26 protein-coding genes are annotated in these 23,675 nt (G+C 66.3%); 11 read left to right on the top strand and 15 right to left on the bottom strand.

The window, feature by feature from the left end; all coding sequences use genetic code 11:
- Together FOS14_RS07280 and msrA are read left to right on the top strand one after the other, a co-directional pair.
- Nucleotides 1-1,215, top strand: coding sequence for an acyltransferase (locus FOS14_RS07280; protein ID WP_255450135.1), 1,215 nt, complete (start codon nt 1-3; stop codon nt 1,213-1,215).
- Nucleotides 1,167-1,835, top strand: coding sequence for a peptide-methionine (S)-S-oxide reductase MsrA (gene msrA, locus FOS14_RS07275; protein ID WP_143769595.1), 669 nt, complete (start codon nt 1,167-1,169; stop codon nt 1,833-1,835). Before FOS14_RS07280 ends, msrA begins: the two co-directional genes overlap by 49 nt.
- Here the strand turns inward: msrA and FOS14_RS07270 are convergent.
- Nucleotides 1,832-3,226: a glutamine synthetase family protein gene (locus tag FOS14_RS07270; protein WP_143769594.1), complete on the bottom strand. Its 1,395-nt coding sequence runs from the start codon at nt 3,224-3,226 to the stop codon at nt 1,832-1,834. The two genes, msrA and FOS14_RS07270, sit on opposite strands and share 4 nt — an antisense overlap.
- Nucleotides 3,227-3,241: 15 nt before the next feature.
- Entirely contained in the window at nt 3,242-3,622 is a 381-nt protein-coding gene (locus tag FOS14_RS07265; protein WP_185981653.1) for an STAS domain-containing protein, read from the bottom strand.
- Nucleotides 3,623-3,923: 301 nt separating this feature from the next.
- Between FOS14_RS07265 and FOS14_RS07260 the strand changes: the two genes are divergently transcribed.
- From FOS14_RS07260 to FOS14_RS07245, 4 genes are read left to right on the top strand one after another with little or no spacing between them, the layout of a single operon-like run.
- Entirely contained in the window at nt 3,924-4,268 is a 345-nt protein-coding gene (locus tag FOS14_RS07260; protein ID WP_143769592.1) for a rhodanese-like domain-containing protein, read from the top strand.
- Nucleotides 4,268-5,311 carry a DUF4328 domain-containing protein gene (locus tag FOS14_RS07255; RefSeq protein ID WP_185981652.1) on the top strand — a complete coding sequence of 348 codons (1,044 nt, stop codon included), beginning with the start codon at nt 4,268-4,270 and terminating at the stop codon, nt 5,309-5,311. Before FOS14_RS07260 ends, FOS14_RS07255 begins: the two co-directional genes overlap by 1 nt.
- The gene (locus FOS14_RS07250; RefSeq protein WP_143769591.1) at nt 5,308-6,078 is read left to right on the top strand and encodes a glycerophosphodiester phosphodiesterase; all 771 of its coding nucleotides are present in this window, start codon (nt 5,308-5,310) and stop codon (nt 6,076-6,078) included. The genes FOS14_RS07255 and FOS14_RS07250 overlap by 4 nt, the downstream gene beginning before the upstream one ends.
- Before the next feature lie 24 nt (nt 6,079-6,102).
- Nucleotides 6,103-6,999, top strand: coding sequence for a DUF5926 family protein (locus FOS14_RS07245; RefSeq protein WP_143769590.1), 897 nt, complete (start codon nt 6,103-6,105; stop codon nt 6,997-6,999).
- Here the strand turns inward: FOS14_RS07245 and FOS14_RS07240 are convergent, their stop codons facing one another.
- The 5 genes from FOS14_RS07240 to FOS14_RS07225 form a co-directional block, all read right to left on the bottom strand.
- Nucleotides 7,000-7,548: a ferritin gene (locus FOS14_RS07240; protein ID WP_143769589.1), complete on the bottom strand. Its 549-nt coding sequence runs from the start codon at nt 7,546-7,548 to the stop codon at nt 7,000-7,002.
- Nucleotides 7,549-7,716: 168 nt separating this feature from the next.
- Nucleotides 7,717-7,872, bottom strand: a complete 156-nt coding sequence (locus FOS14_RS24655; RefSeq protein ID WP_185981651.1) for a DUF6131 family protein — start codon at nt 7,870-7,872, stop codon at nt 7,717-7,719.
- A 58-nt stretch (nt 7,873-7,930) separates the two neighbouring features.
- The gene (locus FOS14_RS07235) at nt 7,931-9,118 is read right to left on the bottom strand and encodes an LCP family protein (protein WP_255450144.1); all 1,188 of its coding nucleotides are present in this window, start codon (nt 9,116-9,118) and stop codon (nt 7,931-7,933) included.
- Nucleotides 9,119-9,392: 274 nt separating this feature from the next.
- Nucleotides 9,393-10,115, bottom strand: a complete 723-nt coding sequence (locus FOS14_RS07230) for a CPBP family intramembrane glutamic endopeptidase (RefSeq protein ID WP_143769652.1) — start codon at nt 10,113-10,115, stop codon at nt 9,393-9,395.
- Between the two features lie 126 nt (nt 10,116-10,241).
- A complete protein-coding gene (locus tag FOS14_RS07225; protein WP_143769588.1) occupies nt 10,242-10,997 on the bottom strand; it encodes a DUF2470 domain-containing protein in 756 nt (251 codons plus the stop codon).
- A gap of 268 nt (nt 10,998-11,265) precedes the next feature.
- On the opposite strand from FOS14_RS07225, the gene FOS14_RS07220 reads away from it, so the two are divergent.
- Together FOS14_RS07220 and FOS14_RS07215 are read left to right on the top strand one after the other, a co-directional pair.
- Nucleotides 11,266-12,441: an alpha-hydroxy-acid oxidizing protein gene (locus FOS14_RS07220; protein WP_143769587.1), complete on the top strand. Its 1,176-nt coding sequence runs from the start codon at nt 11,266-11,268 to the stop codon at nt 12,439-12,441.
- Nucleotides 12,438-13,187 (top strand): MgtC/SapB family protein, encoded by a 750-nt coding sequence (locus tag FOS14_RS07215; RefSeq protein ID WP_143769586.1) that lies wholly within the window; start codon nt 12,438-12,440, stop codon nt 13,185-13,187. Before FOS14_RS07220 ends, FOS14_RS07215 begins: the two co-directional genes overlap by 4 nt.
- Here the strand turns inward: FOS14_RS07215 and FOS14_RS07210 are convergent.
- The gene (locus FOS14_RS07210) at nt 13,163-14,590 is read right to left on the bottom strand and encodes an amino acid permease (RefSeq protein WP_143769585.1); all 1,428 of its coding nucleotides are present in this window, start codon (nt 14,588-14,590) and stop codon (nt 13,163-13,165) included. The two genes, FOS14_RS07215 and FOS14_RS07210, sit on opposite strands and share 25 nt — an antisense overlap.
- 79 nt (nt 14,591-14,669) lie before the next feature.
- Between FOS14_RS07210 and pheA the strand changes: the two genes are divergently transcribed.
- Together pheA and FOS14_RS07200 are read left to right on the top strand one after the other, a co-directional pair.
- Nucleotides 14,670-15,584: a prephenate dehydratase gene (gene pheA, locus FOS14_RS07205; RefSeq protein ID WP_143769584.1), complete on the top strand. Its 915-nt coding sequence runs from the start codon at nt 14,670-14,672 to the stop codon at nt 15,582-15,584.
- A gap of 216 nt (nt 15,585-15,800) precedes the next feature.
- Entirely contained in the window at nt 15,801-16,454 is a 654-nt protein-coding gene (locus FOS14_RS07200; protein ID WP_143769583.1) for a histidine phosphatase family protein, read from the top strand.
- Here the strand turns inward: FOS14_RS07200 and FOS14_RS07195 are convergent.
- The 7 genes from FOS14_RS07195 to FOS14_RS07165 form a co-directional block, all read right to left on the bottom strand.
- Nucleotides 16,451-17,224, bottom strand: coding sequence for an ESX secretion-associated protein EspG (locus FOS14_RS07195; protein ID WP_143769582.1), 774 nt, complete (start codon nt 17,222-17,224; stop codon nt 16,451-16,453). The genes FOS14_RS07200 and FOS14_RS07195 overlap by 4 nt on opposite strands.
- Nucleotides 17,221-18,306 carry a PPE domain-containing protein gene (locus FOS14_RS07190; RefSeq protein WP_143769581.1) on the bottom strand — a complete coding sequence of 362 codons (1,086 nt, stop codon included), beginning with the start codon at nt 18,304-18,306 and terminating at the stop codon, nt 17,221-17,223. Before FOS14_RS07190 ends, FOS14_RS07195 begins: the two co-directional genes overlap by 4 nt.
- Before the next feature lie 28 nt (nt 18,307-18,334).
- The gene (locus tag FOS14_RS07185; RefSeq protein ID WP_143769580.1) at nt 18,335-18,652 is read right to left on the bottom strand and encodes a PE domain-containing protein; all 318 of its coding nucleotides are present in this window, start codon (nt 18,650-18,652) and stop codon (nt 18,335-18,337) included.
- An 89-nt stretch (nt 18,653-18,741) separates the two neighbouring features.
- Nucleotides 18,742-19,092 (bottom strand): metallopeptidase family protein, encoded by a 351-nt coding sequence (locus FOS14_RS07180; RefSeq protein WP_143769579.1) that lies wholly within the window; start codon nt 19,090-19,092, stop codon nt 18,742-18,744.
- Between the two features lie 3 nt (nt 19,093-19,095).
- Nucleotides 19,096-20,151, bottom strand: a complete 1,056-nt coding sequence (locus FOS14_RS07175; protein WP_255450143.1) for a septum formation family protein — start codon at nt 20,149-20,151, stop codon at nt 19,096-19,098.
- A gap of 438 nt (nt 20,152-20,589) precedes the next feature.
- A complete protein-coding gene (locus FOS14_RS07170; RefSeq protein ID WP_143769577.1) occupies nt 20,590-21,336 on the bottom strand; it encodes a glycoside hydrolase family 25 protein in 747 nt (248 codons plus the stop codon).
- A 155-nt stretch (nt 21,337-21,491) separates the two neighbouring features.
- The gene (locus FOS14_RS07165; RefSeq protein ID WP_143769651.1) at nt 21,492-22,928 is read right to left on the bottom strand and encodes a lipase maturation factor family protein; all 1,437 of its coding nucleotides are present in this window, start codon (nt 22,926-22,928) and stop codon (nt 21,492-21,494) included.
- A gap of 94 nt (nt 22,929-23,022) precedes the next feature.
- Here FOS14_RS07165 and FOS14_RS07160 point away from each other — a divergent pair, with 94 nt between their 5' ends.
- Nucleotides 23,023-23,670 carry a DedA family protein gene (locus FOS14_RS07160; protein ID WP_255450134.1) on the top strand — a complete coding sequence of 216 codons (648 nt, stop codon included), beginning with the start codon at nt 23,023-23,025 and terminating at the stop codon, nt 23,668-23,670.
- Nucleotides 23,671-23,675 lie beyond the last annotated feature (5 nt).

Below are 23,675 nucleotides of genomic sequence, written 5' to 3'. Positions count from 1 at the left end.
GTGACACAAGTCGGCGCGGAACTGAGCGCACCGCCGGAGTCGTCGCCACCGCCGGCGCCGCCTCGGCGCGATCCCGCGCCCCGCGTTCGGCTGCCGGGTGTCGACCTCATTCGTACCATCGCGGCGCTCGCGGTCATCTACTCGCATATCTCGTACTTCCTGATCGACGACCGCGGCACCGGCTGGTGGCTGATCGATGTCGTCTACCAGATCTTCGTGCGGTTCGGGCAGGTCAACCAGCACCTTTCGTTCCTGGGCGTCGGGATGTTCATGGTGGTCACCGGCGCGCTGATCACCGGTTCGGCCGTTCGGGAAAATCCGCGCACCTTCCTCATCAAGCGGATGGTTCGGCTGTTGCCGCTGCTGTGGGTGGCGATCGCCTGCGCAATAGTCCTGGTGCGGCTGCACATCAACGGCATGTTCAGCCCGCAACCCGGCATCTCCAACGCGCAGGCGGCGCTGAGCTTTGTGCTCGGCGGATTCTTCTTCAAGCCACAGGTGGCGGTCCTCGGCGTCACCTGGACGTTGCTCGCGCAGATCGCGTTCTACCTGTACTGCACGGCGGTGCGGCCGCTGCTGCGCACCCGCCCGATCGTGTCGCCGATCCTGGGCGCAGCGATTTGTGCGGTGATCCTGGTCTACAACCACTTCGTCCCCGAGGTCGCCTCGGTGCCGGTGCTCAGCAAGATCGCCACCACCATGCCGGTGATCTTCCTGGGCCAGGTGATCTACCTGCAGTGGACGAAACTCGCGAGCCGGCCGTGGCTCGCAATCGCCGCCGTCGCGCAGTTCGCGGTGGTCTGGTTCGCGGGCCTCATGGGCGACTACTGGGGTGGCGACCGCTACCTGCAGACCATGTTGTTCGCGGTGGTGTGCGTCCTGCTGCTGATCCGGCGCGACGGCCCGATCGCGCGTTCGCGATTCGTCTACTGGGTGGGCACCCGCAGCTACGCGATCTACCTGTTCCACACGCTCACGCTGTACCGGATCTACAACGAGACGGTGCAGTTCCTCACCCCGACCGGCTCGATAATCCTGTTCCTGATCGTCACGGCCGCGGTGTCGGAAATCGGTTACCGCTGGATCGAAGTGCCGGCCAGCCGTTGGCTTTCAGCCCGTCTATTAAGCGCCAGATCGAACACCAAGCCCGCGCGTAGCATGGCGCCATGTCCTGGTACAGCGAAATCCTCGGCAGAGTCGGCGCCAAATCGGTGATGGTGACGCCCGAAGAGGCGCTCCCGGGTCGCGAGACCCCGATGCCGGTGCCGGAACGGCACTACGTCAACGGCAACCGGATCGTGCCGCCGTTCCCCGAGGGACTGCAGACCGCGGTAGTGGCCATGGGCTGCTTCTGGGGTGCCGAGAAGGAGTTCTGGCAGCTCGACGGCGTCTATTCGACAGCGGCCGGCTACGCGGGCGGGTTCACACCCAATCCGACCTACGAGGAGGCCTGCTCGGGACGCACTGGTCACACCGAGTCGGTGCTGGTGGTCTTCGATCCGAAGGTGATCAGCTACTCGTCGATCTTGAAACAGTTCTGGGAAAATCACGATCCGACCCAGGGCATGCGACAGGGCAACGACCTCGGCACCCAGTATCGATCGGCGATCTTCACGACCGACGAGGAGCAGGCCAAGATCGCTCAGGAGACCGCGGACGCGTACCAGCAGCGCCTGACCGACGCCGGCTACGGCCAAATCACCACCGAGATCGCGCCGCTGCGCAAGTTCTACTACGCCGAGGACTATCACCAGCAGTATCTGGCCAAGAACCCGAACGGGTACTGCCCGGTGCACGCGACCGGCGTCAGCTGCCCGGTCGGGTTGGGTGCCTAGAACACCCACCGATAAGTCGACGCCAATTCGGCCGGCGTCAACTCGCGGACGCGGTCAGCTTCGGCGCGGCGCACGGCGATGATCGCGCCCGAAAGCGCCTCGCCGTAGGTCTGCGCCAGCAGCGGCGATTTCTCGAAGGCATCCACGGCCGCGTCCAGCGAAACCGGTAGCCGGTGGACGCCGAGCGCCGCGGCCTGCTGCTCGTCGAGCAGCGCTGGGTCGCCGTGGATCTCCGCGCCCAACGGTAGCGAGTCGGCTATGCCCGCCCGGCCCGCAGCAACGATTCCGGCGAGCAAGAGGTAGGGGTTTGCGGTGAGGTCCGCGCACTTGAACTCGACGTTTGCGGCATGGGCTTGCGAGCCGGTCATGCCGGTGATGACGCGGACCGCCGCCTCCCGGGTTTCGCGTCCCCAGCAGGTGTAAGCCCCGGCCCACTGGGACGGCTGCATGCGGAGGTAGCTGATCGGGCTCGGCGTAGAGATAGCGGTAAGCGCCGGCAGTTCGCGGAGCAGTCCGGCAACGAACGACTCGGCCGCTGCCGACATGCCGTAGCGCCCAGAGCCGCCGGCGTGCAGGTTCTTCCCGTCCCGCCAGCACGAGATGTGTGCGTGCCCGCCGTTGCCCACCGTTCCGGCCACCACCACCGGCGCGAACGAGACTCGCAATCCGTGGCGGCGGGCGACGGCGCGAATTGTCTGCCGCGCCAGCACGCTGCGGTCCGCCGCGCCGAGCGGGTCCAGCGCGCCGACGGAGAGCTCGTACTGGCTGGTGGAGTACTCGGGATGCAGTTGTTCCACCGGAATGCCCTGCTGGGCGAGACAGTCCAGGAGGTCGGCGCCAAACTCCGACTGCTCGATCAGCCGCGTCATGCTGTACGCGGGCCCATGGCAGGCGGGCACGAAGTCGTCGGAGTCACCGGCAAGCCCGAGCGCGAACTCGATCTCGAGCGCGGCGAGGTAGCTCTCGCCCACGGCCGCTGCGTCGCGCAGCACTCGTCGCAGAATGCTGCGCGAGCAAGCCACATGCGGGACACCGTCTTGGGCGAGCCGGTCGACCGGCGCCCACGCCCACCCTGGTTGGGCGGCGAGGGCGGTGACGCTGTCAAGGTCGGGGATGAGCCGCAGATCGCCGTCCGGGCCGCCGAGCAGGGGACTCATGGTGGTCGAGTCGTCGGCCAGGAAGGTGTCGAAGCACGGTGACATGCCCACACCCCAGGCGGCGACGGTGGAAAGCCGCTGGATCGGAATGGTCTTGACCCGGTTCACGCCGATGTTGTCGACCCAGCTCAGCACGATCCCGTGGCATCCGAGGTCGGCGAGTTCCTTGGTGAGTTGCTCGGCTCGGGCGGCCTGGTCGGCGCTGAGGCCGGGCTGCGGGTCATCGAAGTTCATCGCCGCCTCCGCGGGTCAGTTCCTGCGCCCCCGGGCTGCCAACGCGCAGTCGATGGTTTCGAACACCTCAACTCTGCGGTCAAGCCTGGTGATGTGCATGACCCGGTGAACGACAGTGCCGCCCTGCGCGACGAGGCGTGTTCGGACCCCTCGTTCGGCAGCGGTCGAGGCGAACCGCTCCAGCGCGCGAACCCCCGCAACCGACAGGAACGAGGCCGCGCACAGGTCGACGATCACCAAATCGGGTGGCGGCAGTTGCGCCGTGGCGTCATCGAGTATTGCGGCGGTTTCCTCTACCGTGGCCAGGTCGATATCGCCGCTGATGCGCAAAATCAGCGCAGATCCTGGCAAGGCGGTGACTTCGAGAACGAGGCCACTCCCCGAAGCAGCTCCCACGCTTCGTAGCCTACTCATCCCGAGCCAACCTGGCAGGCAGGTTTGCTGCGATAGCTTCGACCTGTTATCTCGCGCGCGCCGTATAACACATGTCTGTGGATCGGCCTGTGGAAATTGTGGATAACACCAAGAAATTTAGTGACTGGGCTCACAAATCTGGTCTCAATCATGTGAAGTCACGATAAATCGGGCAGTTTGCCGATGTTCGCTGAAAGTTGGCGCGAGGGGCGCGAAAGGCCGAACTGAACCGGCGCCTCGAGGTTGGTTTGCACACCACGGCGGGCGTGACACTATCGATTGTGTGAGTAACCCGCATCCGCCCTCGGTTTCGGTCGCCGACCTGCCGGATGAGCCGGGCACCGAAACGGTGCTGCTTGATGTCCGTGAGGACGACGAGTGGGTGCAGGGTCATGCGCCCGGCGCCTTGCACATCCCGATGGCCGACGTGCCCGCCCGCCTCGATGAAATCAACTTGGACGCGGAGTTGTACGTGATCTGCCGGCAGGGCGGCCGATCGATCGCGGTGGCGCAATACCTCAACCAGATCGGCATCGAAGCCGTCAACGTGAGCGGCGGGATGGTCGCGTGGCAGAAGGCCGGTAAGCCGCTGGTGTGCGACGGCGACGCGGAAGCGAAGATCTACTGATGGCGGGATATCCCTCGAACTCGGTGCAGGTGTGTGCCCGCTGCGGCACCCGCTGGCCGGTTCAGGGCGCCCCTGCGCAATGGTGTCCGCGCTGCCATGGCGTGCTGCTGAGTCCGGTGACACGCAACACCCCGCCCCAGCAACGGAACTTTCGCTGGGTGGCTCGCCGTCCCGCCGGTCCGCCCGCAGCGCGACGCCGCGCGACCGGGCCGGGTCAGACCCCGCGATACAGCGAGATCCCGCGGTGGGGGCTAGCGGATCAGACCGCCCGCGCGACGGCGGGCAAAGACGCGCTCGTCGATTTCGGCAAACGCGCACCCCGCCTGCTCGTCGTGACGGCCGTTTTCTTCGGGCTCTCCGCGATAGCCGAATGCCTGCGCTACGGCGTCTTGCTCTACAACCGCACCTGGCTGGTACCGCCATTGGTACTGGCCTTGTCCGATGCGTTCGTGCTGCTGGTCGCCATCGTCGCGTTGCTCGCCGCACTCGCCGCCGCCATCGCGTGTAGCGGTTGGTTGATTTCGGTTCGGGCTCGGATTTTTGCCGCGCAAGGCCACCGTGACCCGCGCCGCCGCCGGACGGTGGTGCTGGGCTGCGTCGTACCTGTCTTGAATTTGGTTGCGCCCGGAATCTTCCTCAACGAGATTGCGGCGACGGCCACAGTCCGGCAGCGCCGGCTGATTCGGTGGTGGTGGCTGGCGTGGGTCTTCAACGCGGCGCTGGTGGTGGCAGCCCTGTCGTGGCGGTCGGTCGACTCGCTGCAGGCCAAAGCCAACGGAGTACTGTTCACCGCGTTCACCGACATCGTCGCGGCCGGGGTCGCGGTGCTGACGCTGCTGCTGATCAAGGATTTCGAAGGCGAAAACCTGCTCGGGCACAAGCGGATGCCCAAACGATGGGTGATCGCGACGGGTCCGGTCACGCCGGTGATCGAGCCGATCAGACCGGCGAAGCAGGAAACCGGCGTCGCTGCTGTCGAAGCGCCGCGCGATGGCGCAGAATCTGCTCAGCAGGACCCGCAGCAGGAGGTTATGGCCAGGTGAGCCCCAACAGCCGCGCACCGTTCGTGGTGGCACATCGTGGCGCCTCCGCGACAAAGCGCGAGCATACGTTGGCGGCTTACGACCTTGCCCTGCGCGAGGGCGCCGACGGCGTCGAGTGCGATGTTCGGCTCACCCGCGACGGCCACCTGGTGTGTGTGCACGACCGTACGGTCGATCGGACATCGAGCGGCACCGGTCTCGTGAGCGAACTGTCGCTCGACGAACTGCAAGAGCTCAATTTCGGGGACGACAGCGAGCCGGCGGCGATCCTCACCCTCCGCGATCTCATCGGCCTGGTGCTGGACTGGAAATCGCTGCCGGTCAAGCTATTCATCGAGACCAAGCACCCGGTGCGCTATGGCGGGCTGGTGGAAGCGAAGCTGCTGGCCGAGCTGCAGCGGTTCGGTATTGCGGCCCCGCCATCGGCGGCACACGCCCGCGCTGTGGTGATGTCGTTCGCGGCCACGGCGGTGTGGCGCATCCGGCGGGCTGCGCCGATGCTGCCGACTGTGCTGCTGGGCGACTCGTCGGTCTACCTCGGCGGCGGCGCCGCGACCACCGTGGGCGCGACCGCGGTGGGACCGTCTATCAAGACCCTGCGCGACCATCCCGAACTGGTCGATCGGGCGGCGGCGGCCGGGCGCGCGACATATTGCTGGACCGTCGACGACGAGGACGACATCGCCCTGTGCAAGGAGCTCGGCGTCAGCTGGGTGGCCACCAACATGCCTGGTAAGGCGAAAGCCTGGCTGGCCGAATCGGCCTGACCACGCGCTGTGTAGGTTTGCCGCGTGGGTAAAAGCAAACGCAACCGTCCGAAGGCGGAGAGCAACCGCGCGCAGCGTCTTGCGCATCGCCAGGCCGTCCGCGAGCAGTCGGAGCGGGTGAATGCGCGCCCGTTCGAAGGGTTTGTCGCCGAATGCGATCTGGTGGCACTGCGCGAGTTTGTACCCTCAGCAACCGCTCCGCTGGCGGGCCGCGATGGTCGCAAGATCGTGCTCGCCACGGTGTTGCCGGGGGCGGTCGCCGCGTTGGTCCGCGAGGAGAACGGCGAACCGGTCGGCTACGTCGGACTTCAGGTGCAGGCGCAGTCCGACGATCCGGCAGCCGATCTGGCGGCCGCGGCGACATGGGCGCAAACGGCCGCGCCAGGTGACTCCCTGGCGGCGGCGGACCCGACCTCCGGCGCAGCATTGCGCGACGTACTTGATCCCGACGCTGACCTGGAAGTGACTGTCCATCAAGACTTCAATTGGTGGATCCCAGAGGGGGTCGAGCCGGCGCCGGACGTCGCCGCCACCGTGCAGCGCGCAAACGAACTGATCATGCCGTCGGCACGGCTCGACGGACTCCGGGCCGCATGGTGGGTCGACGCGGGCGAGAAAGCGCATCTGCGGTGGGTACGCCCGGAGAGTGAAGACGACCTGATGCTGGCGCTCGCCCGGTTGCATGCCTCGGGTGGGCTGCACGTCGGCGAGGGCTCGCGGTTCGCCGGATCATTCCGGACGCACGGCCTACTGGTGCCGGTCTTCGACCTGGATCCGGAGCGGCACCCGGTGGAGTGGACCGCTCCGGCGGCGGAGTTCGGCGAGCGGCTCACCGCCGCCCTGCAGGTGCAGGATCCGCTGACGGCCGCCGAACGGCGATCCCGGGATGGGCTGCGAAGCCGGCAGGTGACGCTGCGCTAGCTACACAGCGCCGCCCGCGGCCGGTGGTGCGCCGGAGGCGTCCTTGGGCTTGTTCATCTCGCGCGCCACGAATTCCTCGAGGTCGAACAGGTTGGAGCCGGCACGGTCGGCGATGGTCAGCAGCGTGTTCATGCTGGCCACCTCCTCGACCTGCTCCTTGAGGAACCATTGCATGAATTGCTCACCGAGGTAGTCGCCCTCCTCGCGGGCGGTGCTGGCCAGGTGGATGATCTGCTCGGTGACCGTCTTCTCCTGCGTCAGCGCGAGCGCAATCGGCTCCCGCGCGTCCGCGAACTGCGACTTCGCCGGGTCGACGCCGGTCAGCTCCACGGACATGTCCCGGTCGAGGAAGTACTGGATGATCATCATCGCGTGGTTGCGCTCTTCCACCGACTGCGCATAGAAGTGCCGCGCCAACTGTGGCAGATCCGCGTTGTCGAACCATACTGCCGTCGCGATGTACTGATGCTCGGCGTTGAATTCGTGGCGAATCTGATCATGAAGCAGGGCGTGGAACTTGCTGTGCGAACCGTCGCTGGCTTGAGTCATGGCCGCAAGAGTAAACGCAGGTCAACAGGCCTGTCATCCAAGCTCAGCCTAATTGAGGGCAGAGTATCCTAACCTCTTGGAAGCGGCGGTCCCCTACGGCGTGTCAACGCGAGTAGGGGACCTCTCCCTCCAGCGGCGGTGCCGAGATTGCCCGATTCAGCGGCGGAACTAGTAGTAGTACCTGCGCCCGGCAACCGGCCGACCGATCGAGCCCAGCAACAGCAGCACGAGCCCGATGACGAGCGCAATGATGCCGAGCGTCCACAGCACGGGAACGCCGAACACGAACCCAAGAAGCAAGAGAATCACACCGGCGACAATCATGGCCACCCCTTTCGTCGCCGACCGAATACCCTATCGGGCAAATCGGTAAACGTGCAGGTCAGTTGGCTGATTGCGAGCTGATCAGATCGGCCGGCAGCGGTTGATCGGCGGCCAGGTCGGAGAAGAATTCTTGGGCCTTCGGCCGGTCCCACAGCAGCACGTTCCCCGAACCGGAAGTGTTCTCGAATCCACCGATGGGCACGGTCGTGGTGATCATGCTGCCGTGCATCGCCCAAGCGAGCGCCAGCAGATTCCAGATGTGATCACCGTTGTCGACCTGCAGCGACTTGGCGGCATCGCCGAGCAGCGGGAAAATCCGGAAGGGGTTCAACAAGGTCGAGGCGCTCGAGACCTTCTTGAGCAGCGCGCTCATGAATTGCCGTTGATGCTGCATGCGCTCGAGGTCGGCCGAGGCAAATGCCCGGCTGCGCACGTAACCGAGCGCTTGCGCGCCGTTGAGGTGCTGGCAGCCGGCGGCCAAGTTGATTCCGGCAAGCGGATCGTTCAACGGCTGGTCCAGGCACATGTCGAGGCCGCCGACCGCATCCACCACCGAGGCAAAACCTCCGAAGCCGATCTCGGCGTAGTGGTCGATGTGCAACCCGGTCGCCGTTTCGAGTGTCTGTACCAGCAGTGGTGCGCCGCCGATCGCGAAAGATGCGTTGATCTTGTCTTTGCCGTTGCCCGGAATGCTCACGTAGGAGTCGCGCGGGATGCTCACCATCGTGGCGCGGCCGGACTTCGGTATGTGGATGAGGATGATCGTGTCGGTACGCGCATTACCGACATCGCCGCCGGTCGCGAGGTCTTGCTGTTCTTGCGGGCTCAGGTCGTTGCGACTGTCCGAGCCCACCAGCAGCCAGTTGGTGCCCGGGGTGTCGCCGACGCGGTCCGGGTAGTCGGCCAGGGCGTCGGTTCGATGCAGTTGGCGGTCCAGGTAGAACAGTCCGCCGCCGATAAGCAGCAGCAACACGAGAAGTGTCAGGCCGATGCGCCGGCCCCAGTGGCGCTTGCGGCGTGGCCGCGGCGGAGCCGACGGCGGGGGTGGGGTCGCTGCCGGACGATTGATCGCGCGTCGGGGCGGCGGTGCGGCGCCGCCAGGTCGGCTGGGTTCGCGATACGGCTGGGGTCGCTGTGGTGGTGCGTGCTGAACCGGCGGCTGATGCGTCATCGGCGGGCTCGGCGCCTGTGACCACGCCTGCGGTGGGGGTGGTGACGACGGGTAGGGCCGGCCGTCGCGGCGGATGACCTGGGTGCCCTCGGGCGGCGGTGGGGGCGGCCGCCGACGCTGGTAGTCGGGTGGCGGAGGCGGCGGAAACCGCCGCTCGCTGGGACCCGGCGGTCGCTGCGGCGGACGTCCCTGGCCTGCGGGATTGTCGCCGCGTGGATCGCCGGTCACGGAGGACGACTCTACCTATCCCTCGTCCTGCTGCGGTTGCGGTGAGCGACCACTTTCGCCGAGACACTGCAGATTTTCGCCGATTCGGCGCACAACTGGGTCGTGACCGCAGGTGCTCTGACTATGGCAACCAGGACACGTGACCGTGCAGGAACGCGTAGCCGAGGTAGGCGACCGTGTCGATCGTGGCGTGCGCAATGATGAGGGGCCACAGTCGATTTCGGCGCTGCCAATAACGCCCGAACACCAGACCCATGGCCAGGTTGCCGAGACCGCCGCCGATTCCCTGGTAGAGGTGATAGCTCCCGCGAAGCACCGCAGAGGCCGCCAACGAGCCATTCTCGGACCACCCGAGTCGCCGCAGATTGGTCACCAAATACGCGACCACCAGAACTTCCTCGGCCACTGCGTTGGCGATCGCGGCGAGCACCAAGACGGGGACCCGCCACCAGTGGTCGGTCAAACCGCTCGCGATCACGGTGAGGTTCATTCCCAACGCGTGCGCGACGAGATAGAGCGCCAATCCCGGCAGACCGATGACCGCGGCCAGCACCAGGCCGCGCGGCCAGTTCCGCGGGTCGCGGATCAGCCCGACTCGGCGTGGGCTGAATCCGATGCGCCACAGCAGGTAGAGACCCAGCGCCGCCCACGCGCACAACCGGACGATGCTGAGCAACTGCCACAGAAAGTCGATGGCCGAGACGTTGGATCTCGTTGGATTCAGCGCCACCGACTGGCTGGCCAGATTGCCCGCGAGAAACGAATCTGTGAGTGACAAGGCGGAGCTGAGGCCGCTGAGGCCGAAGGTGACCGCCAAGACTATCCAGATCTCCACGTACGCCATCCGCCGCGCGGCGGGTTCCGTCAGCGTCGCGGCCGACTCCGGCGTCGCAGGTCGCAGCCAGGCATCGAGCTGTTGACGGTCGAAAGGCACAGCAGCGATTGTGCCGGGCCAATCAAACGAACGGGTCTAGCCTCGGCGCATCCCGTTCAGGAATGGACAGCCGACCAGAATGCGGATCGCACGACTGAGGCCTTCGCCGTCGGTGACCGGCTCGTTGAAGGGCAGTCGAATGTCGCGGTCGTCGCTCATGAAATCCTCCCCGTATTTCTCCACGCGCAATGTCAGCCCGAACCGGTCGATGGCCAGCGGCCGGACCGAGCCGCCGCGAAGCTGCGGCGGCAGCCGGCGCGCAAGCAACTCGATCACGTCGGCATGATCGGAGTCGAGGTGCTGCAGCCATGCCGTCTCGCACTCCCAGAACGGGTCGGGGGTGGCGGCGAAAAGCTTTGCCGGTGTGACAGATTCGGCTCCCGTGGAGTCTGCAACGACCGCCGAGTCGAGCATGAGGCGAAGCAGCGTCACGGAACGCCCAACGTCGAGCAGCGCAGGGTCGGGATTCTCGACGGCGATGTCTGCGGCGACCGAGCGTTCAGCCGACCCGAGTGGAAACAGTTCGCCGCGCAGCCAGACCAGGGATCGAACTGGTTCGCGCAAGTTCAGCGGTGTCTGATCGGTGAGTTCGAGGACGGCTGCCGTGCCGGGCATGAAGTTCAGCGACGCAGTGGGAATGCCGACGACGACATCGCCGGCACGCAGATGGTGCACGACGGTCGGTTCCGGGTCCTGACCAGGCACTGCGAGTCGGGCGTCGCGGGCGCGCAGGATCGCGGTCCGAACGCGCTCTTCGGTGGTAGGTCGTTGTTGCTTGGCAAGGGCAGGCATCACACCTCCAGTTAGTTAGGTAATCCTAAACTAACTCGCATGTGCTGGGAGGGCAAGGCTGAGCGCGACCGCGCCAACACGACTCGCCTCCAGAGACGGGATCCCGTCGCACAGCGGGAGTTTCGTTGGCTGAGTTGCGCGCGCAGCGCGATACCTCCACGTATCGTGCGCTCATGAGTCTTGCCGTTGCGGTCCTTCCCTCCGCTCTGCGAGTGTCCCGCCCCGCCGCCCGCTGCTCCGCTGCGATGCTCACGAAGGACCTCCACTCATGACGGAACGCCCGGTCAACTTCAGCGACTACCAACTCGGCATCTACGCCCAGGGCATGTTCGGCAACGTTGTACCCGAGGTGACCACCGACCTCGCAGCCCTGGAAATCAAGGCGGCGCAGGTGCTTTCGGAAGAGGCGCTGGGATACATCGTGCCGAGCGCGGGCAGCGGCGCCACCGCGCGCGCGAACCGGGAGGCCTTCGACGACTGGCGGATCGTGCCGCGGATGCTGCGTGGCGCGCCACAGCGCGACCTGTCGTGCACGATCCTCGGGACGACGATGCCGGCGCCGATCATGCTGGCTCCCGTCGGGGTGCAGACCCTGGCGCACCCGGAAGGCGAACTGGCCTCGGCTCGTGCGGCCGCCGCGCTGGAACTGCCGTACATCCACTCGACGCAAGCGGCGCATTCGTTCGAGCAGGTCGCCGAGGCGGCTGGCGAAGCCCCGCGCTGGTATCAACTCTATTGGCCGACCGATGAATCCGTCTGCCTGAGTTTCCTGCAGCGGGCCCGCGAGAACGGGTACTCGGCACTGGTGTTGACACTGGACACCACGCTGTTGGGCTGGCGGCCCAAGGACCTGGACCGCGGCTTCTTGCCGTTCCTGGTCGGGCAGGGGATCGCCAACTACCTGACCGACCCGGCGTTTCAGGCGGGCCTCGCCAAGCCGGTCGAAGACGACCCGATCGCCGCGGCGATGCACTGGGCGCAAATGTTCCCCAACCCGGGTCTCAGCTGGTCGCAGCTGGGCTTTCTGCGCGCGAACTGGGACGGGCCGATCGTGCTGAAAGGCATCTGCTCGGTCGCGGACGCGGAATTGGCCGTCGAGCACGGCATGGACGGAATTGTCGTGTCCAACCATGGCGGCCGACAGGTCGATGGCGCCCGGGCCTCGCTCGCCGCGCTACCGGCCATTGCCGCGGCGGTCGGCGACCACCTCACCGTCCTGTTTGACAGCGGCGTCCGCACAGGCGCAGACGTGTTCAAGGCGCTGGCGCTCGGCGCGCAAGCGGTGCTGATCGGACGGCCGTTCCTGTACGGGCTCGCGCTCGCGGGCCAGGCCGGGGTCGAGCATGTGCTCCGGTCGCTGCTTGCCGAACTCGACCTCACCCTCGCGCTCTCCGGGTACGCCAGCCACCGTGAGCTCACCCCGGAATCGCTGGAACCCGCGTGACTCTCGCCGAGACCACCGGACTGCTCAACGGATCCGGACAGGGCGTCCGCCAGCTGATCGAACTGCTGGCGGCGTTCGGACTCTCGGCGCTGATCGGTCTCGAACGCGAGCTACGCAGCAAAAGTGCCGGGCTGCGGACACAGACAATCGTCGGCACCTCGGCGGCGCTGATCCTGCTGGTCAGCAAGTACGGCTTCAGCGATGTCCTGCACGTCGGAGACGTCGAGCTCGACCCGTCGCGTGTCGCTGCGCAGATCGTTTCCGGTGTGGGCTTTCTCGGCGCCGGGTTGATCATCACTCGCCAGGGAACCGTGCACGGACTGACCACCGCGGCGGCCGTGTGGGAGACCGCCGCGATCGGCATGGCCGCGGGCGCCGGTCTGATTCTGCTGGCCATCGTGGTCACCGTGCTGCACTTCGTGATCGTCTTGGGCTTCGCTCCGCTGGTCCGGAAGTTTCCGGCAAGAATTCGCGGCTCCGTGCGCCTGCACGTGACCTACGAGGACGGCAAGGGAGTCCTGCGCGAAATCATGAACACCTGCGGGGCGCGGGGGTGGTCACTCAACTCGTTGATCGCCGACCCCGCCGGCGGCGCGCTCGACATGGCCGAGCCACATGCTGCTGGACCGGGTCATGTCGGCGTGACGATGAAACTGACCGGAACCGGCGTCCAGGACGCCGCTCGGATCCTTGCCGGACTGAACGGCGTGAACGCCGTCGATCACCTCGACGACGAGTCGGAGTAACGCTCGCGCGCCCGGGCCCGCAGGAAGTAGGCCGCACTCGCGCCCGCGAACCACACCACCCCGACGACCACGGCGACGCGTCCGTCATCGCTGAAGAACAGCAACACCACCACCAGCGCCAGGAACGCGAGCGTCAACGCCGTCGTGTACGGCGCACCCGGCAGGCGGTAGTCGGAGGCCGGCAGATCGCCGGCGCGCACCCGGCGCCGGTACACCGCGTGGCAAACCATGATCGAGCCCCAGACGAAGATGATGCCGATGGTCGACACCGACGTGATGTAGGCGAACGCCTTGTCCGGGGAGACGACGTTGACGAGCACGCCGATCACCATGGCCGCCGCGGAAATCGAAATGCCGACCCACGGCACAGAACGCGAACTCAGCGACGCCATGGCCGGCGGTCCGTCGCCACGTTGCGACAGGCTGCGCAGCATCCGGCCCGTCGAATAGATGCCGGAGTTGCACGACGACAGCGCCGCCGTGAGCAGAATGAAGTTGACGATTCCCGCCGCCGCGGGGATGCCGATGTAGCCGAACACATCGACGAACGGGCTGTGGCCGGCGTGGAAGTTGCGCCATCCGCGCACGGTCAGAATCACCAGCAGCGCGCCGACGTAAAACAACCCGATGCGGAACGGGAGGGTGTTGATGGCCTTGCGTAGCGTCGCTTTCGGATTCTCCGCCTCACCGGCCGTCACCCCGACAAGCTCGACGCCGACATAGGCGAACATCACGATCTGCAAGCTCAGCAACGCGCTGGAAAAGCCCGTTGAAAAGAATCCGCCGTCGTTCCACAGGTTGGTGACCGACGGGCCGGTCTCGGGACCGATACCCGCGATTGGGAGCAGAACCGCGATGCCGATGACGATCATGCCGACGATCGCAGTGACCTTGATCAGCGAGAAGTAGAACTCAGCCTCACCGAAGATTCGCACCGAGATCAGGTTGGCGCAGAACAGCACGGTCAGCACAACCAGCGCCGTCAGCCAGCCGGGAATCGAGGGCCACCAGTAGTTGACGTACTTGCCCGCCACGGTGATCTCGGCCATGCAGGTGGTGGTCCACACCGCCCAATACGTCCAGCCGCCAAGGAAACCCATGAACGGACCGAGGAACTCCTCGGCGTATTCCGAGATGCTGCCGGTCACCGGGCGGTAGATCAGCAGTTCGCCCAGCGCCCGCATGATGACGAAGATCGCTGCGCCGGCAACCGCATAGGCGAGGATCAGCGCGGGCCCGGCCTTCTCGATCGCACCGCCGGAGCCGTAGAACAATCCGGTGCCGATCGCGCCGCCGATGGCGATCATCTGGACGGTCCGGGCGTTTAGCCCGCGCGAGTAGCCCTCGTCGATGGCGGCGTCGGCCTGCACGGGCGCGGGTTCGGTGGCTGGTTCGATCGGCATGGGCAATGCTAACCAGCACTGTCACCGCGCGCGCACATTGCGTCGCTGGTTTCCGCCGGTAACCGTTAATCTCGATTTCGTGCAGCGCATCGCCTATTTCGGTCCGCCCGGAACATTCACCGAGATGGCGCTGGCGAAGTTCGAGGATTCCGGACTCTTCGCCGGTGCCGTCGAACGCGTTGCCGCGCAGAGCCAACCGGCCGCGCTCGAACTCGTGCGCGCCGGATCCGTCGACGGGGCCGTGGTTCCTATCGAAAGCTCGGTGGAGGGTTCGATCCCGTCCACGCTCGACGCACTCGCGGTGGGACCGCGGTTGCAGATCATCGCCGAATGTGAACTCGAGGTCGCGTTCACCATCGTCGCCCGGCCGGGGGTGGCGTTGGGGGACGTGCGAACCGTGCGGGCGTACCCGGTCGCGGCGGCGCAGGTGCGAATGTGGTTGGCGGAGCACCTGCCCGATGCGCAGGTGCAGGTAGCTGCGTCCAACGCCGCTGCCGCGGAGGACGTGGCCAACGGCTTGGCGGATGCCGCCGTCTCGACGGGACTGGCCGCCGAACGGCTCGGCTTGGCCGCGTTGGCCGACGGGGTCGCCGATTACGAGGGCGCCCGGACCCGATTCGTTTTGGTCACCGGACCCACAACCGCTCCCGCGCCAACCGGCGCCGACCGCACGGGTGTCGTTCTCGAGCTGACGAACGAACCAGGCGCGCTGATGCGCGCCTTTGGCGAATTCTCCACGCGCGGAATCGATCTCACGCGGATCGAGTCGCGGCCAACGCGGACGGGCATGGGGACCTATCGGTTTTACATCGACTGCGTGGGACACATCGAGGATCCGCTGGTGGCCGAAGCGCTGAAGGCGTTGTGGCGGACATCGTCGATTCGCTACCTCGGGTCGTGGCCGGCGTCGGCCCCGATCGGGACGCCGCCGCCGTCGGATGACGAAGCCGCGAGCTGGCTGGCGGACCTGCGTAAAGGGAACGCCGAGCCGTGAACCGAGCCATGACTACCGAGGCGAAGCGAGTGAGGATCGCAGCGCCGCAGGCGCGAGGACCGGAGCGAGCGGGAGCCGAGCGATGAGCACCGAGGCGGTGAGGATCGCACCCCCCGTGCGTGAAATTTCACCGCGGGCGGTGAAGAAACACGCACGGCTGGGGTGGCGCGCAGGGGCGCAGGCGGGACGGCTGCCGGAGCGAGCGGGAGCCGAGCCATGAGCACTCTCTTTCTGGTGCGGCACGGTGAGACCGAAGGCAACGTGGCCCGGCGACTCGACACCAGGCTGCCGGGGGCTCCGTTGACGTCGCGCGGCGTGGAGCAGGCGCAAGCGTTCGCGCGCGGTCTGACGGTGCCGCCGGCGGCGGTGATCGCGTCTCGTGCGTTACGTGCACAGCAGACGGCGAGCCACATCGAGGCGGTGACCGGAGTCGAGACGCAGGTTCTCGACGGCCTGCACGAGGCTCAGGCGGGCGACTACGAGGATCGCGCCGACGATGACGCGCATGAGGCGCTCAAGGCGGTGTTTGGGGCCTGGCACCTCGGTGATCTGGACGCGCGGTTGCCGGGCGGGGAATCCGGACAGGAAGTGCTTGATCGGTTTTTACCGGTTGTCGGCGAGCTGCGCGCAAAGTACCTCGACACCGACCGCGGCAACGTTGTGGTGGTGAGCCACGGCGCAGCGATTCGGTTGGTGAGTCGCTATCTTGCGGCGGTCCCGGGGCAGTTCGCGGCCAGTAACCACCTGGACAACACCCAGACCATCGAGCTCGAGCCGACGGCTACGGGTTGGCGCTGCACCCGGTGGGGTCTGCACACGCCGCCGTTCGAAGCCGACGTCAGCCCCCGGCCAGACGATCCGATGGGTTAAACAGCTTGCTGTGCATCTGCGGTTGCCAGTTCGGCAACCAGGTCCCCGATTGCTTGGCGTATTCGCGCATCGGTGCCCGAACTCAGCGTCGTCCATTTCCGCCCGTCGTGGGCGTGGCTGGCGGTCGCCACGAATCGGCCTGCCGCGGTGTCGAATACGGCGATGTTGCGCTCTGACCGTTCGCGGATTCCCGGCGCGTATCGAACCCCGACGATCTGGCAGTGTGCGTGGCATCGAGCCAGGGCCTCGGAGATTGTCGCGGCGGGCTCCGACGGAATGCCCAACCGCCGCAGCCGCTCTCGCGTTCCATCGCGTTTTGCTGCGCCATCAAACACCGGGACCAGGTCTGCGGTCGGCACGTTCACGGTTTCCAATCGCAGCGCGGGGCAGGGGTCGAGCGCGCCAAGCACTGGTGCGGACACGTCACCAACGATGTCATCGAGCAGGTAGCCGTTCTGGTTCCGCATCGCGACGACACTGCCTCGGTCGTCATGCGCTACGCACAAGCGCTTGGTCACCGTTCCGGAAAACACCCGCATCGCGATCACCCAGTGCGGGCGGCTCAGCGTCTGTAGGCGCCGGACCAGGCCAGGGTGAATCTCGTCGCCGCGCGCGAGTGAGGCGTCCGTGCGCAAACCGGCGTGTCCGGGCACCGCGGCGAGCACGACTGGCAGTTCGGTCAAGCCGAGCCGGTCCACGAGTAGGTCGAACTCGTCCGCGGTCAGGGTGATGGCCGGCAAGACGCTCGGAGCCGTTCCCAGGTCGATCATTCCTCGCCGATGACCGACGGCACGACGGTGCGGCCGTCCATGAAGTGCTCGACCGTGTGCAGGTATTGCTGAGGCCGACGGGATGATTCGTCGTCCTCGGCGCCGAGGCGGTGACCGATGAATGGCGTGCCGGTCTGTGGGTGTCCAGTTGGTCGCGCCGCAGTCGGTTGTGGCGCGGGCGGTTGTTCAGCCACGCTCGCTGCACTGATGACGCTGCTCGACAACTGTCGGCTGGCCGGCACCGGCGCGGATGCACCGAGGCTGGCGCTGCGGACCTTCGGCACTGCGGCGGCACCGCCTGCTGCCACCCCAAGGCCGCCGATTCCAGCGGCCGACGAGGAGATACCGGCATGCTCAGCAACCGGCGGGGGCGCGGTCAAGCTGGTGCCAGCACCGGTCACCGCATCGGCAAGACCGGACACGGCCGCGGACACGGTAGATCCGGCGACCCGGCCAGCGACCGTCGCCACCTGGTCAGCTGTTGGGCTTTGCAGCAGAGCTTCAGGGCCGCCAGGCATCTGCACGTCACCCGGTGAGCCAGCACCGTTGGCGATCGGAGGTGCGGGCGGGTATTCGGTCGGTGTGGCCAGGGCCGTCGTGGCAGCTTCATAGGCCTCCATCACCAGCCCGGCCCGAATGTCCATGGCAATCTCGGCGGCTTCGGCCGCCTCGGCGCTGCCGTTCAGGGCGCCGCCGGTGGTATAGGCCGCCGTCTTCGCTGCGTAGACCGCAGCAATCTCGGCGGGGCTCGGCATCGCCAGGGAGGCCGTGGTGTACGCGGCCGCATTGGCGGTCGCCTTCGCGGCGACTGCGGCCGTCGTGGCGGCCAGCTCTTCGGTCCAAGCGGTAAAGCCACCCAATCGAGCCAGCGCGGCAACGCCATTCACGCCTTCGAGACCGCCGGCGAGCTCGGCCATCACCCGCGAGAGGGTCGCGGTCGCATCGGTATACGCAGCAGATAACGCCGACCACGCGCTGGCCGCGGCGGCAATCGGTACTGCACGCGCGCCGCTATTGAGCATGGTCGAGTTGCCAATTGCCTTGCGCGGCAACCACACCACGCCAGTCACCCCGAGTGTCATTGTCTGGTTTCCCCGTTTCGCCAGCTGCTTAGATCGATGCGCCAACCGCGCCGAGCGACGTGGCGTGCACGGCATCATGAGCTACGTATTCGGCTGCCTGCGCACGCAACGTCGCCGCGGCGTGCTGCAACTCGGCGATGCCGTGCGCGATCGCGGTCTCATGCGTCGCGGCGGCGCGATTGAAGAATCCGGCGGCCAGCGCCGATACCTCCTCCGAACCGGAGGGCAATACATGCGTCGCCGGTGTTGCCATTGATGCCGCAGCGGTGAGCCGCTCGGCGAGTGCTTCCAATTCGGCCGCCGCGGCGAGCACCACCTCTGGAATGACCAACACATGACCGGGCACCGGCGTCCTCCTCTGCGCGAGAGCGACGGGCAAGAAGTCCCGTCGAAGAGTTGGACGCGTCGACACCCAGAGTGGTTCCGCGAAAGTTGCTAACCCCAGCCGAGCTCGTGCAGGCGCTGTTCACTGATGCCGAAGTAGTGCGCGATCTCGTGAATGACGGTGATCGACACTTCCTGAACCACCTGCGCTTCGCTGTTGCAGACGTCCAGGATCGCGTCGCGGTAGATGGTGATGGTGTCGGGGAGGTAGCCGCCGTAGTGGGTATCCCGCTCGGTCAGCGCCACGCCGTGATAGAGGCCGAGGAGCCCACGATCGTCGGGGTGTCGTGGTTCGACCAGCACGACGACGTTGTCGATGGCTGCGGCGAGTTCTGCCGGGATGAGGTCGAGAGCATCGCCGACCAGTTCATCGAACCGGTCGGCGGTCATCGCCACTGCCACTGGTCAGTTCGGCGGTGCGGCCGCCGGGGGTGCCGCCGGCTCCGACGGCGGAATCGGCGCAGGGGCGGCGCCCGGCAGCGGCGCGGGCATCGAACGACCGTTGGGCAGCGGCGGCGGCGGAACCGGCGGCTGACCGTTGATGAGGATGTCGCCCTTGGCGGAATTGACGATCGGCGCGAAGCCGCCGGCGTCGACCTCCTTGCCGACCGAGCAGTTGACCTTGCGACTTCCCGCGATCCAGCTGATGGCGTCGATGTTGTCCCAGAACAGCGTCAGCGTCTTGTTTCGCAGGGTGTCCGGTGAGCCCAGATAGTCGGTGGACGCCTTGGTGCACGCCGCTTCCAGGAACTTGTCCTGATCGGGCTGGGCCGGCGGGCCACCGGGGAATTGCGTGGCCAGGTCGATCACGCCGACGACCTCGAACGCGTGCTGTTGGCTGCAATCAACCGGATCCGACGGCACGTTTCCGTTGATGCCGATGCAGGTGCCCGGATCCCATACCTTCGACTGATCCTGGCCGGCGACCGTGCCGACGATGGGCATCAGGGCGCCGGTAGTCCCGGAGAACTGGAGCCCGCAGCGCAGCGTCCGTTCACCGGCCGCCCAGCCGGCCTCGCCGGGATTGATCAGGCCGACGTCGAACTTGCCGTTGGGATCGAATTTCGCGCCGAGGTAGTCGCGTACCGCTGGGACGCAGTCCTCGTCCTTGAGTTCGGTGAATCGGAGAACGCCGGGGAACTTCGAGCCGGGCCCGAACTCTGCCCCCGGGTACTTGCTCAGATCGATCTGCGCGGCGACCTCGAACAGGTGCGGTTGCTTACAGTCGACCTTGCTCAGGTCGCTGGCGTCGGGCTTCTTCCAGGTCAGGCAGTCACCCTGAACGGCGGTGCCGAACGCCGCGCCTGCAACCGCGCCGGTAGAGGTCGCCTTGCCGGGCTGGTGGGTCTGCAGATCGTTGTCCGTCTTGAATCCGCCGGTCAGGAAGATGGTGGCAAAGGCGGCGACCACGGCCCCGACTGCGACCGCGGCCAGTGCGCGACGGGTGGTGGCCGCGGAGATGTGCCGACGCTTGGGCGTCTCGCCGTCCGTGTCCTCGGCCTCAGCGGACTCTTCGACGGCGTCGGTGGCTGGCGACTCTGCGGGTGAATCAGCCGGTGCTGATTCCGCTGGCGCTGAATCCGCCGGCGCTGTATCCCCCGCCGTTTCCTCTGTTTTCGCCGATTCGACCGGCTTCTCGACCGGCGCTGTCGCAGGCTCGTCGGCGGGCGCCCGGCTAGCGTCGACCGGCTCGGCCGGCTCTGCCGGCGGCGGAACCGGATCGTCCTCGGTATCGAGTGATACGCGCGGCACGCTCGCGTCAGGCTTGGAGCGGCCCGACGGAATCAGGCCGCGAAGCTTCGACAACAGACCCTTGTTTTGAGGCACATCTTGCTCGGACATCGCGCTCCATAATGCCCGCTTCTGCGGCTGCTGTGCAGCCAACCGGGGCAACGATCGTCAGCGCGTGCCCAGAGTCAGGTAGTAGGGCGTATTCGCCCAGATCTCCAGTGGCCCGAACGCCGGGTTGTAGACGTTGCGGTCCACGGGCACGCCGATACCCGGAATGTTCGCGTGGTCGGTGGTCTGCCAGAACACCCAACCCGGCCAGCCGCCCGGAACATCGGGCGCTGGGCCACCGTTCCAGTCGGCCACCCAGAGCGGGTAGGAGTGGAATTCCGCGGAATCGGCAACGCTGGAGCGCCAGAAACCCGGGCAGGCGTAGATGATCGGGTTGCGGCCGGTCAGCAACTGAACCTCGGTGAGCCAGCGGTGCATCCAGTTGATGATCACCGAGGGCGGCTGACCGTTGTCTCGCTCGACATCGAGAATCGGCGGCAGTGAGCCGAGGGCGTTCTCGCTGAATACTTCCTTGACGTAGAACAGCGCCTGCTGTTCCGGGTTCTCATCGAAGCGCGGGAAGTGGTACGCGCCGCGCAGCACTCCGGCCGCGCGCATCGCGGCGGTGTCCTCGTGGAAATGCGGATTGACGTAGTCGGTGCCTTCGGTGGCTTTGACTAGGGCAAAGTTGACGCCACCGGCTTTTGCGGCGGCCCAGTTGATCGGGCCGCCATCAGGGTGCTGGTAGGAGGAGACGTCGGGTCCCATCGGCGGGTCCGCACTCGCGACCGGCGAAACCGCAAGGGTGGCGGTGAGAACGAGCGGCAGCACCGCGAGGAATCGGCGGGACAGCGATGCGCGCTTCATGGGCGCAAAGATTATCAGTGGCGACGGCCGAACTGATACTCAACCGTGACCTCTCCTATATGCGGCACGCGCATTGAGTGTCCACTTTTCGTGTCCTGCAGGCGGGATGCCGCTGGCAACCGACCAAGCGTGGACGTCCAGTGCACCTGGTCCCGCTATTCGCTCCGCGAATCCGCCAGCGCCACGACCGGGGCGAACTGGCCCACCAGTTCGCGTTTCCACCACGCGCCGGTAGCGCGTCGTTCGGCGCGGGTAGTGAAGTGATACTCGTAGAGCCGCGCCCGCACATAGCGCGGTGGTTGATCTGGGAACGGGTTGTGCCGCAGCAATTTCAGCGTCGCTCGGTCGTTACGCAGCAGCTTTTCCAGCAGCCGGGTGAACCATGGATGGGCGTAATGCGCCGAGATTCCGGCAAACCACATGAGCCAGTCCAGCCGCAAATGGTAGGGCGCGAACTGGCGAGGCCAGCGGCGCAGCTCGCCGGGCTTGCCCTTGAATTCGTATTCCTGCCAGGTGGTGTCCGGGGAAATGTGCGCGTCAGAGGTGCCTTGGATGATCACCTCGAAGCGTTGTCGCGTGACGTGCCCGAATGCGCCATAGGTGTTCACCAGGTGCAATTGGTTGAACGACGCGTTCATCACCTGGCTGTGTCCCAGCATGTTTCGCACCGGCCAGTAGCTCAGCACTGCGACCGTGCAGGTCAACGCAATGCTGACGCCGATCCACACCGTTGGGGTGGCGTGCAATTCAGTGGCCTGCGTCGGAACGAGGGCACCCAACCACTCGTCGGGCAAGGCAGACAGCGCAAGCACGATAGCCGTCCAGTTCAACCAGGAGAAGTTGCCGCTGATCACCAACCAGAGTTGGGTGACGATGATCAGCGCGGCGGCGATGCCGGAGATGGGGGCTGGGAAGAACAGTCCGAACGGCACCACGAGCTGCGTCACATGATTGGCCGCGACCTCGACGCGGTGCAGTGGCTTGGGCAAGTGGTGGAAATACCAGCTCAGCGGCCCGGGCATCGGCTGCGTCTCGTGGTGGTAGTAGAGGCAGGTCAGGTCGCGCCAGCACGAATCGCCACGCATCTTGATGAGCCCCGCGCCGAACTCGAGCCGGAACAGCAGCCAGCGGATCAAGAACAACACCAGCAGCGGTGGCGGGGTCGAGGCGTTGCCGAGAAATACCGCCAGGAATCCGGCCTCCAGCAGTAGCGATTCCCAGCCGAAGGAGTACCACGTCTGCCCGACGTTGACGATCGACAGGTACAGCACCCACAGCAGCAGCCAGATAATGGCGCTGGCGGCCAGCGGCAGCGACTCGGTTACGCCGACCACGGTCAGCGCCGCCAGGGCCATGCCGATCCAGGTCACCGCCGCAAAGAGGCCGTCGGAGTAGCGCAGCTGAAATAGACTTGGCGACCTGCGGAAACGGGTGCGGGCCAGGTACGCCGGGATGGGCATCAGCCCATGAGCGCCGAGCAGAGCTCGGAACTGATTTCGGGCCACAATGAACGCGACGAGGTAGACGGCGGCGAGTCCCCGCTGAAACAACAGCCGCCCGGTCCAGTAGTTGTCGGCGACAAGCCAGTCCATATGCGGTTGCGAGGAGGTAGGTAGTTCCTCGTGTTGCCAATTGTTGCCGGTTTGGGCGAGATGCGCGAGCGTGCCCATAGGCTGATCGGGTGCGGTGCGGCCTAACTATGGGGGCAATGTGATCCATGACCTGGTGGACAAGGTCCTCAGCATCCCGCCTATCTGGGTTTACATCGTGGTGGGATTACTCGTATTCGCCGAGGACGCCATCTTCGTCGGCTTTGTGATTCCCGGCGAGACCGCTGCGGTGCTCGGCGGCGTGGACGCCAGTCGCGGCCACGTCAACATCGTGTTGATCGCGGCCGTGGTGGTCGTGGCAGCTGTCGTGGGAGACAGCGTCGGGTATGAGATCGGCCGGATCTTCGGACCCCGGGTGCTCTCGATCAAACTGCTGGACAAGCACCGCAGCCGACTCGACGACGCTCGCGATCTGCTCGCTCGCCGCGGTGGGTGGGCCGTGTTCCTCGGCCGGTTCATCGCGTTCTTCCGGGCCGTGATGCCGGCACTGGCAGGACTATCGAAGATGCCGTACCGACGCTTCTTGTTCTTCAACATGCTCGGCGGAGTGTGCTGGGGAATCGGTTTCGTCATGCTCGGCTACATCGCGGGCAATTCGTACGAGGCCGTCTCCAAGGAGGCTGGCCGGGTAACCGCGTTGGCCGTCGCCGGGATCGTGGTGATCGGGCTCATCGTCTGGCGGGTGCGTTCGCACCTGCGGCAGCGGTCGGAACAAGAGAAATAGTGTTT

The sequence above is a fragment of the Skermania sp. ID1734 genome (assembly GCF_007489285.1).
GTDB lineage: Bacteria > Actinomycetota > Actinomycetes > Mycobacteriales > Mycobacteriaceae > ID1734.
Note: the sequence above shows the minus strand (reverse complement) of the source record. Positions and strands in the feature narration are given on the sequence as shown.

Excerpts from the sequence above, each read along its gene's own strand:
- FOS14_RS07270 (WP_143769594.1), bottom strand. The coding sequence starts at position 3,226 with ATGAACTTCGATGACCCGCAGCCCGGCCTCAGCGCCGACCAGGCCGCC.
- FOS14_RS07195 (WP_143769582.1), bottom strand. The coding sequence starts at position 17,224 with ATGATCGACCTGGGAACGGCTCCGAGCGTCTTGCCGGCCATCACCCTG.
- FOS14_RS24655 (WP_185981651.1), bottom strand. The coding sequence starts at position 7,872 with ATGATTGTCGCCGGTGTGATTCTCTTGCTTCTTGGGTTCGTGTTCGGC.
- FOS14_RS07220 (WP_143769587.1), top strand. The coding sequence starts at position 11,266 with ATGACGGAACGCCCGGTCAACTTCAGCGACTACCAACTCGGCATCTAC.
- FOS14_RS07230 (WP_143769652.1), bottom strand. The coding sequence starts at position 10,115 with ATGGCGTACGTGGAGATCTGGATAGTCTTGGCGGTCACCTTCGGCCTC.
- FOS14_RS07210 (WP_143769585.1), bottom strand. The coding sequence starts at position 14,590 with ATGCCGATCGAACCAGCCACCGAACCCGCGCCCGTGCAGGCCGACGCC.
- FOS14_RS07225 (WP_143769588.1), bottom strand. The coding sequence starts at position 10,997 with ATGCCTGCCCTTGCCAAGCAACAACGACCTACCACCGAAGAGCGCGTT.
- FOS14_RS07240 (WP_143769589.1), bottom strand. The coding sequence starts at position 7,548 with ATGACTCAAGCCAGCGACGGTTCGCACAGCAAGTTCCACGCCCTGCTT.
- FOS14_RS07170 (WP_143769577.1), bottom strand. The coding sequence starts at position 21,336 with ATGAAGCGCGCATCGCTGTCCCGCCGATTCCTCGCGGTGCTGCCGCTC.
- FOS14_RS07165 (WP_143769651.1), bottom strand. The coding sequence starts at position 22,928 with ATGGACTGGCTTGTCGCCGACAACTACTGGACCGGGCGGCTGTTGTTT.
- msrA (WP_143769595.1), top strand. The coding sequence starts at position 1,167 with ATGTCCTGGTACAGCGAAATCCTCGGCAGAGTCGGCGCCAAATCGGTG.
- FOS14_RS07190 (WP_143769581.1), bottom strand. The coding sequence starts at position 18,306 with ATGACACTCGGGGTGACTGGCGTGGTGTGGTTGCCGCGCAAGGCAATT.
- FOS14_RS07255 (WP_185981652.1), top strand. The coding sequence starts at position 4,268 with ATGGCGGGATATCCCTCGAACTCGGTGCAGGTGTGTGCCCGCTGCGGC.
- FOS14_RS07200 (WP_143769583.1), top strand. The coding sequence starts at position 15,801 with ATGAGCACTCTCTTTCTGGTGCGGCACGGTGAGACCGAAGGCAACGTG.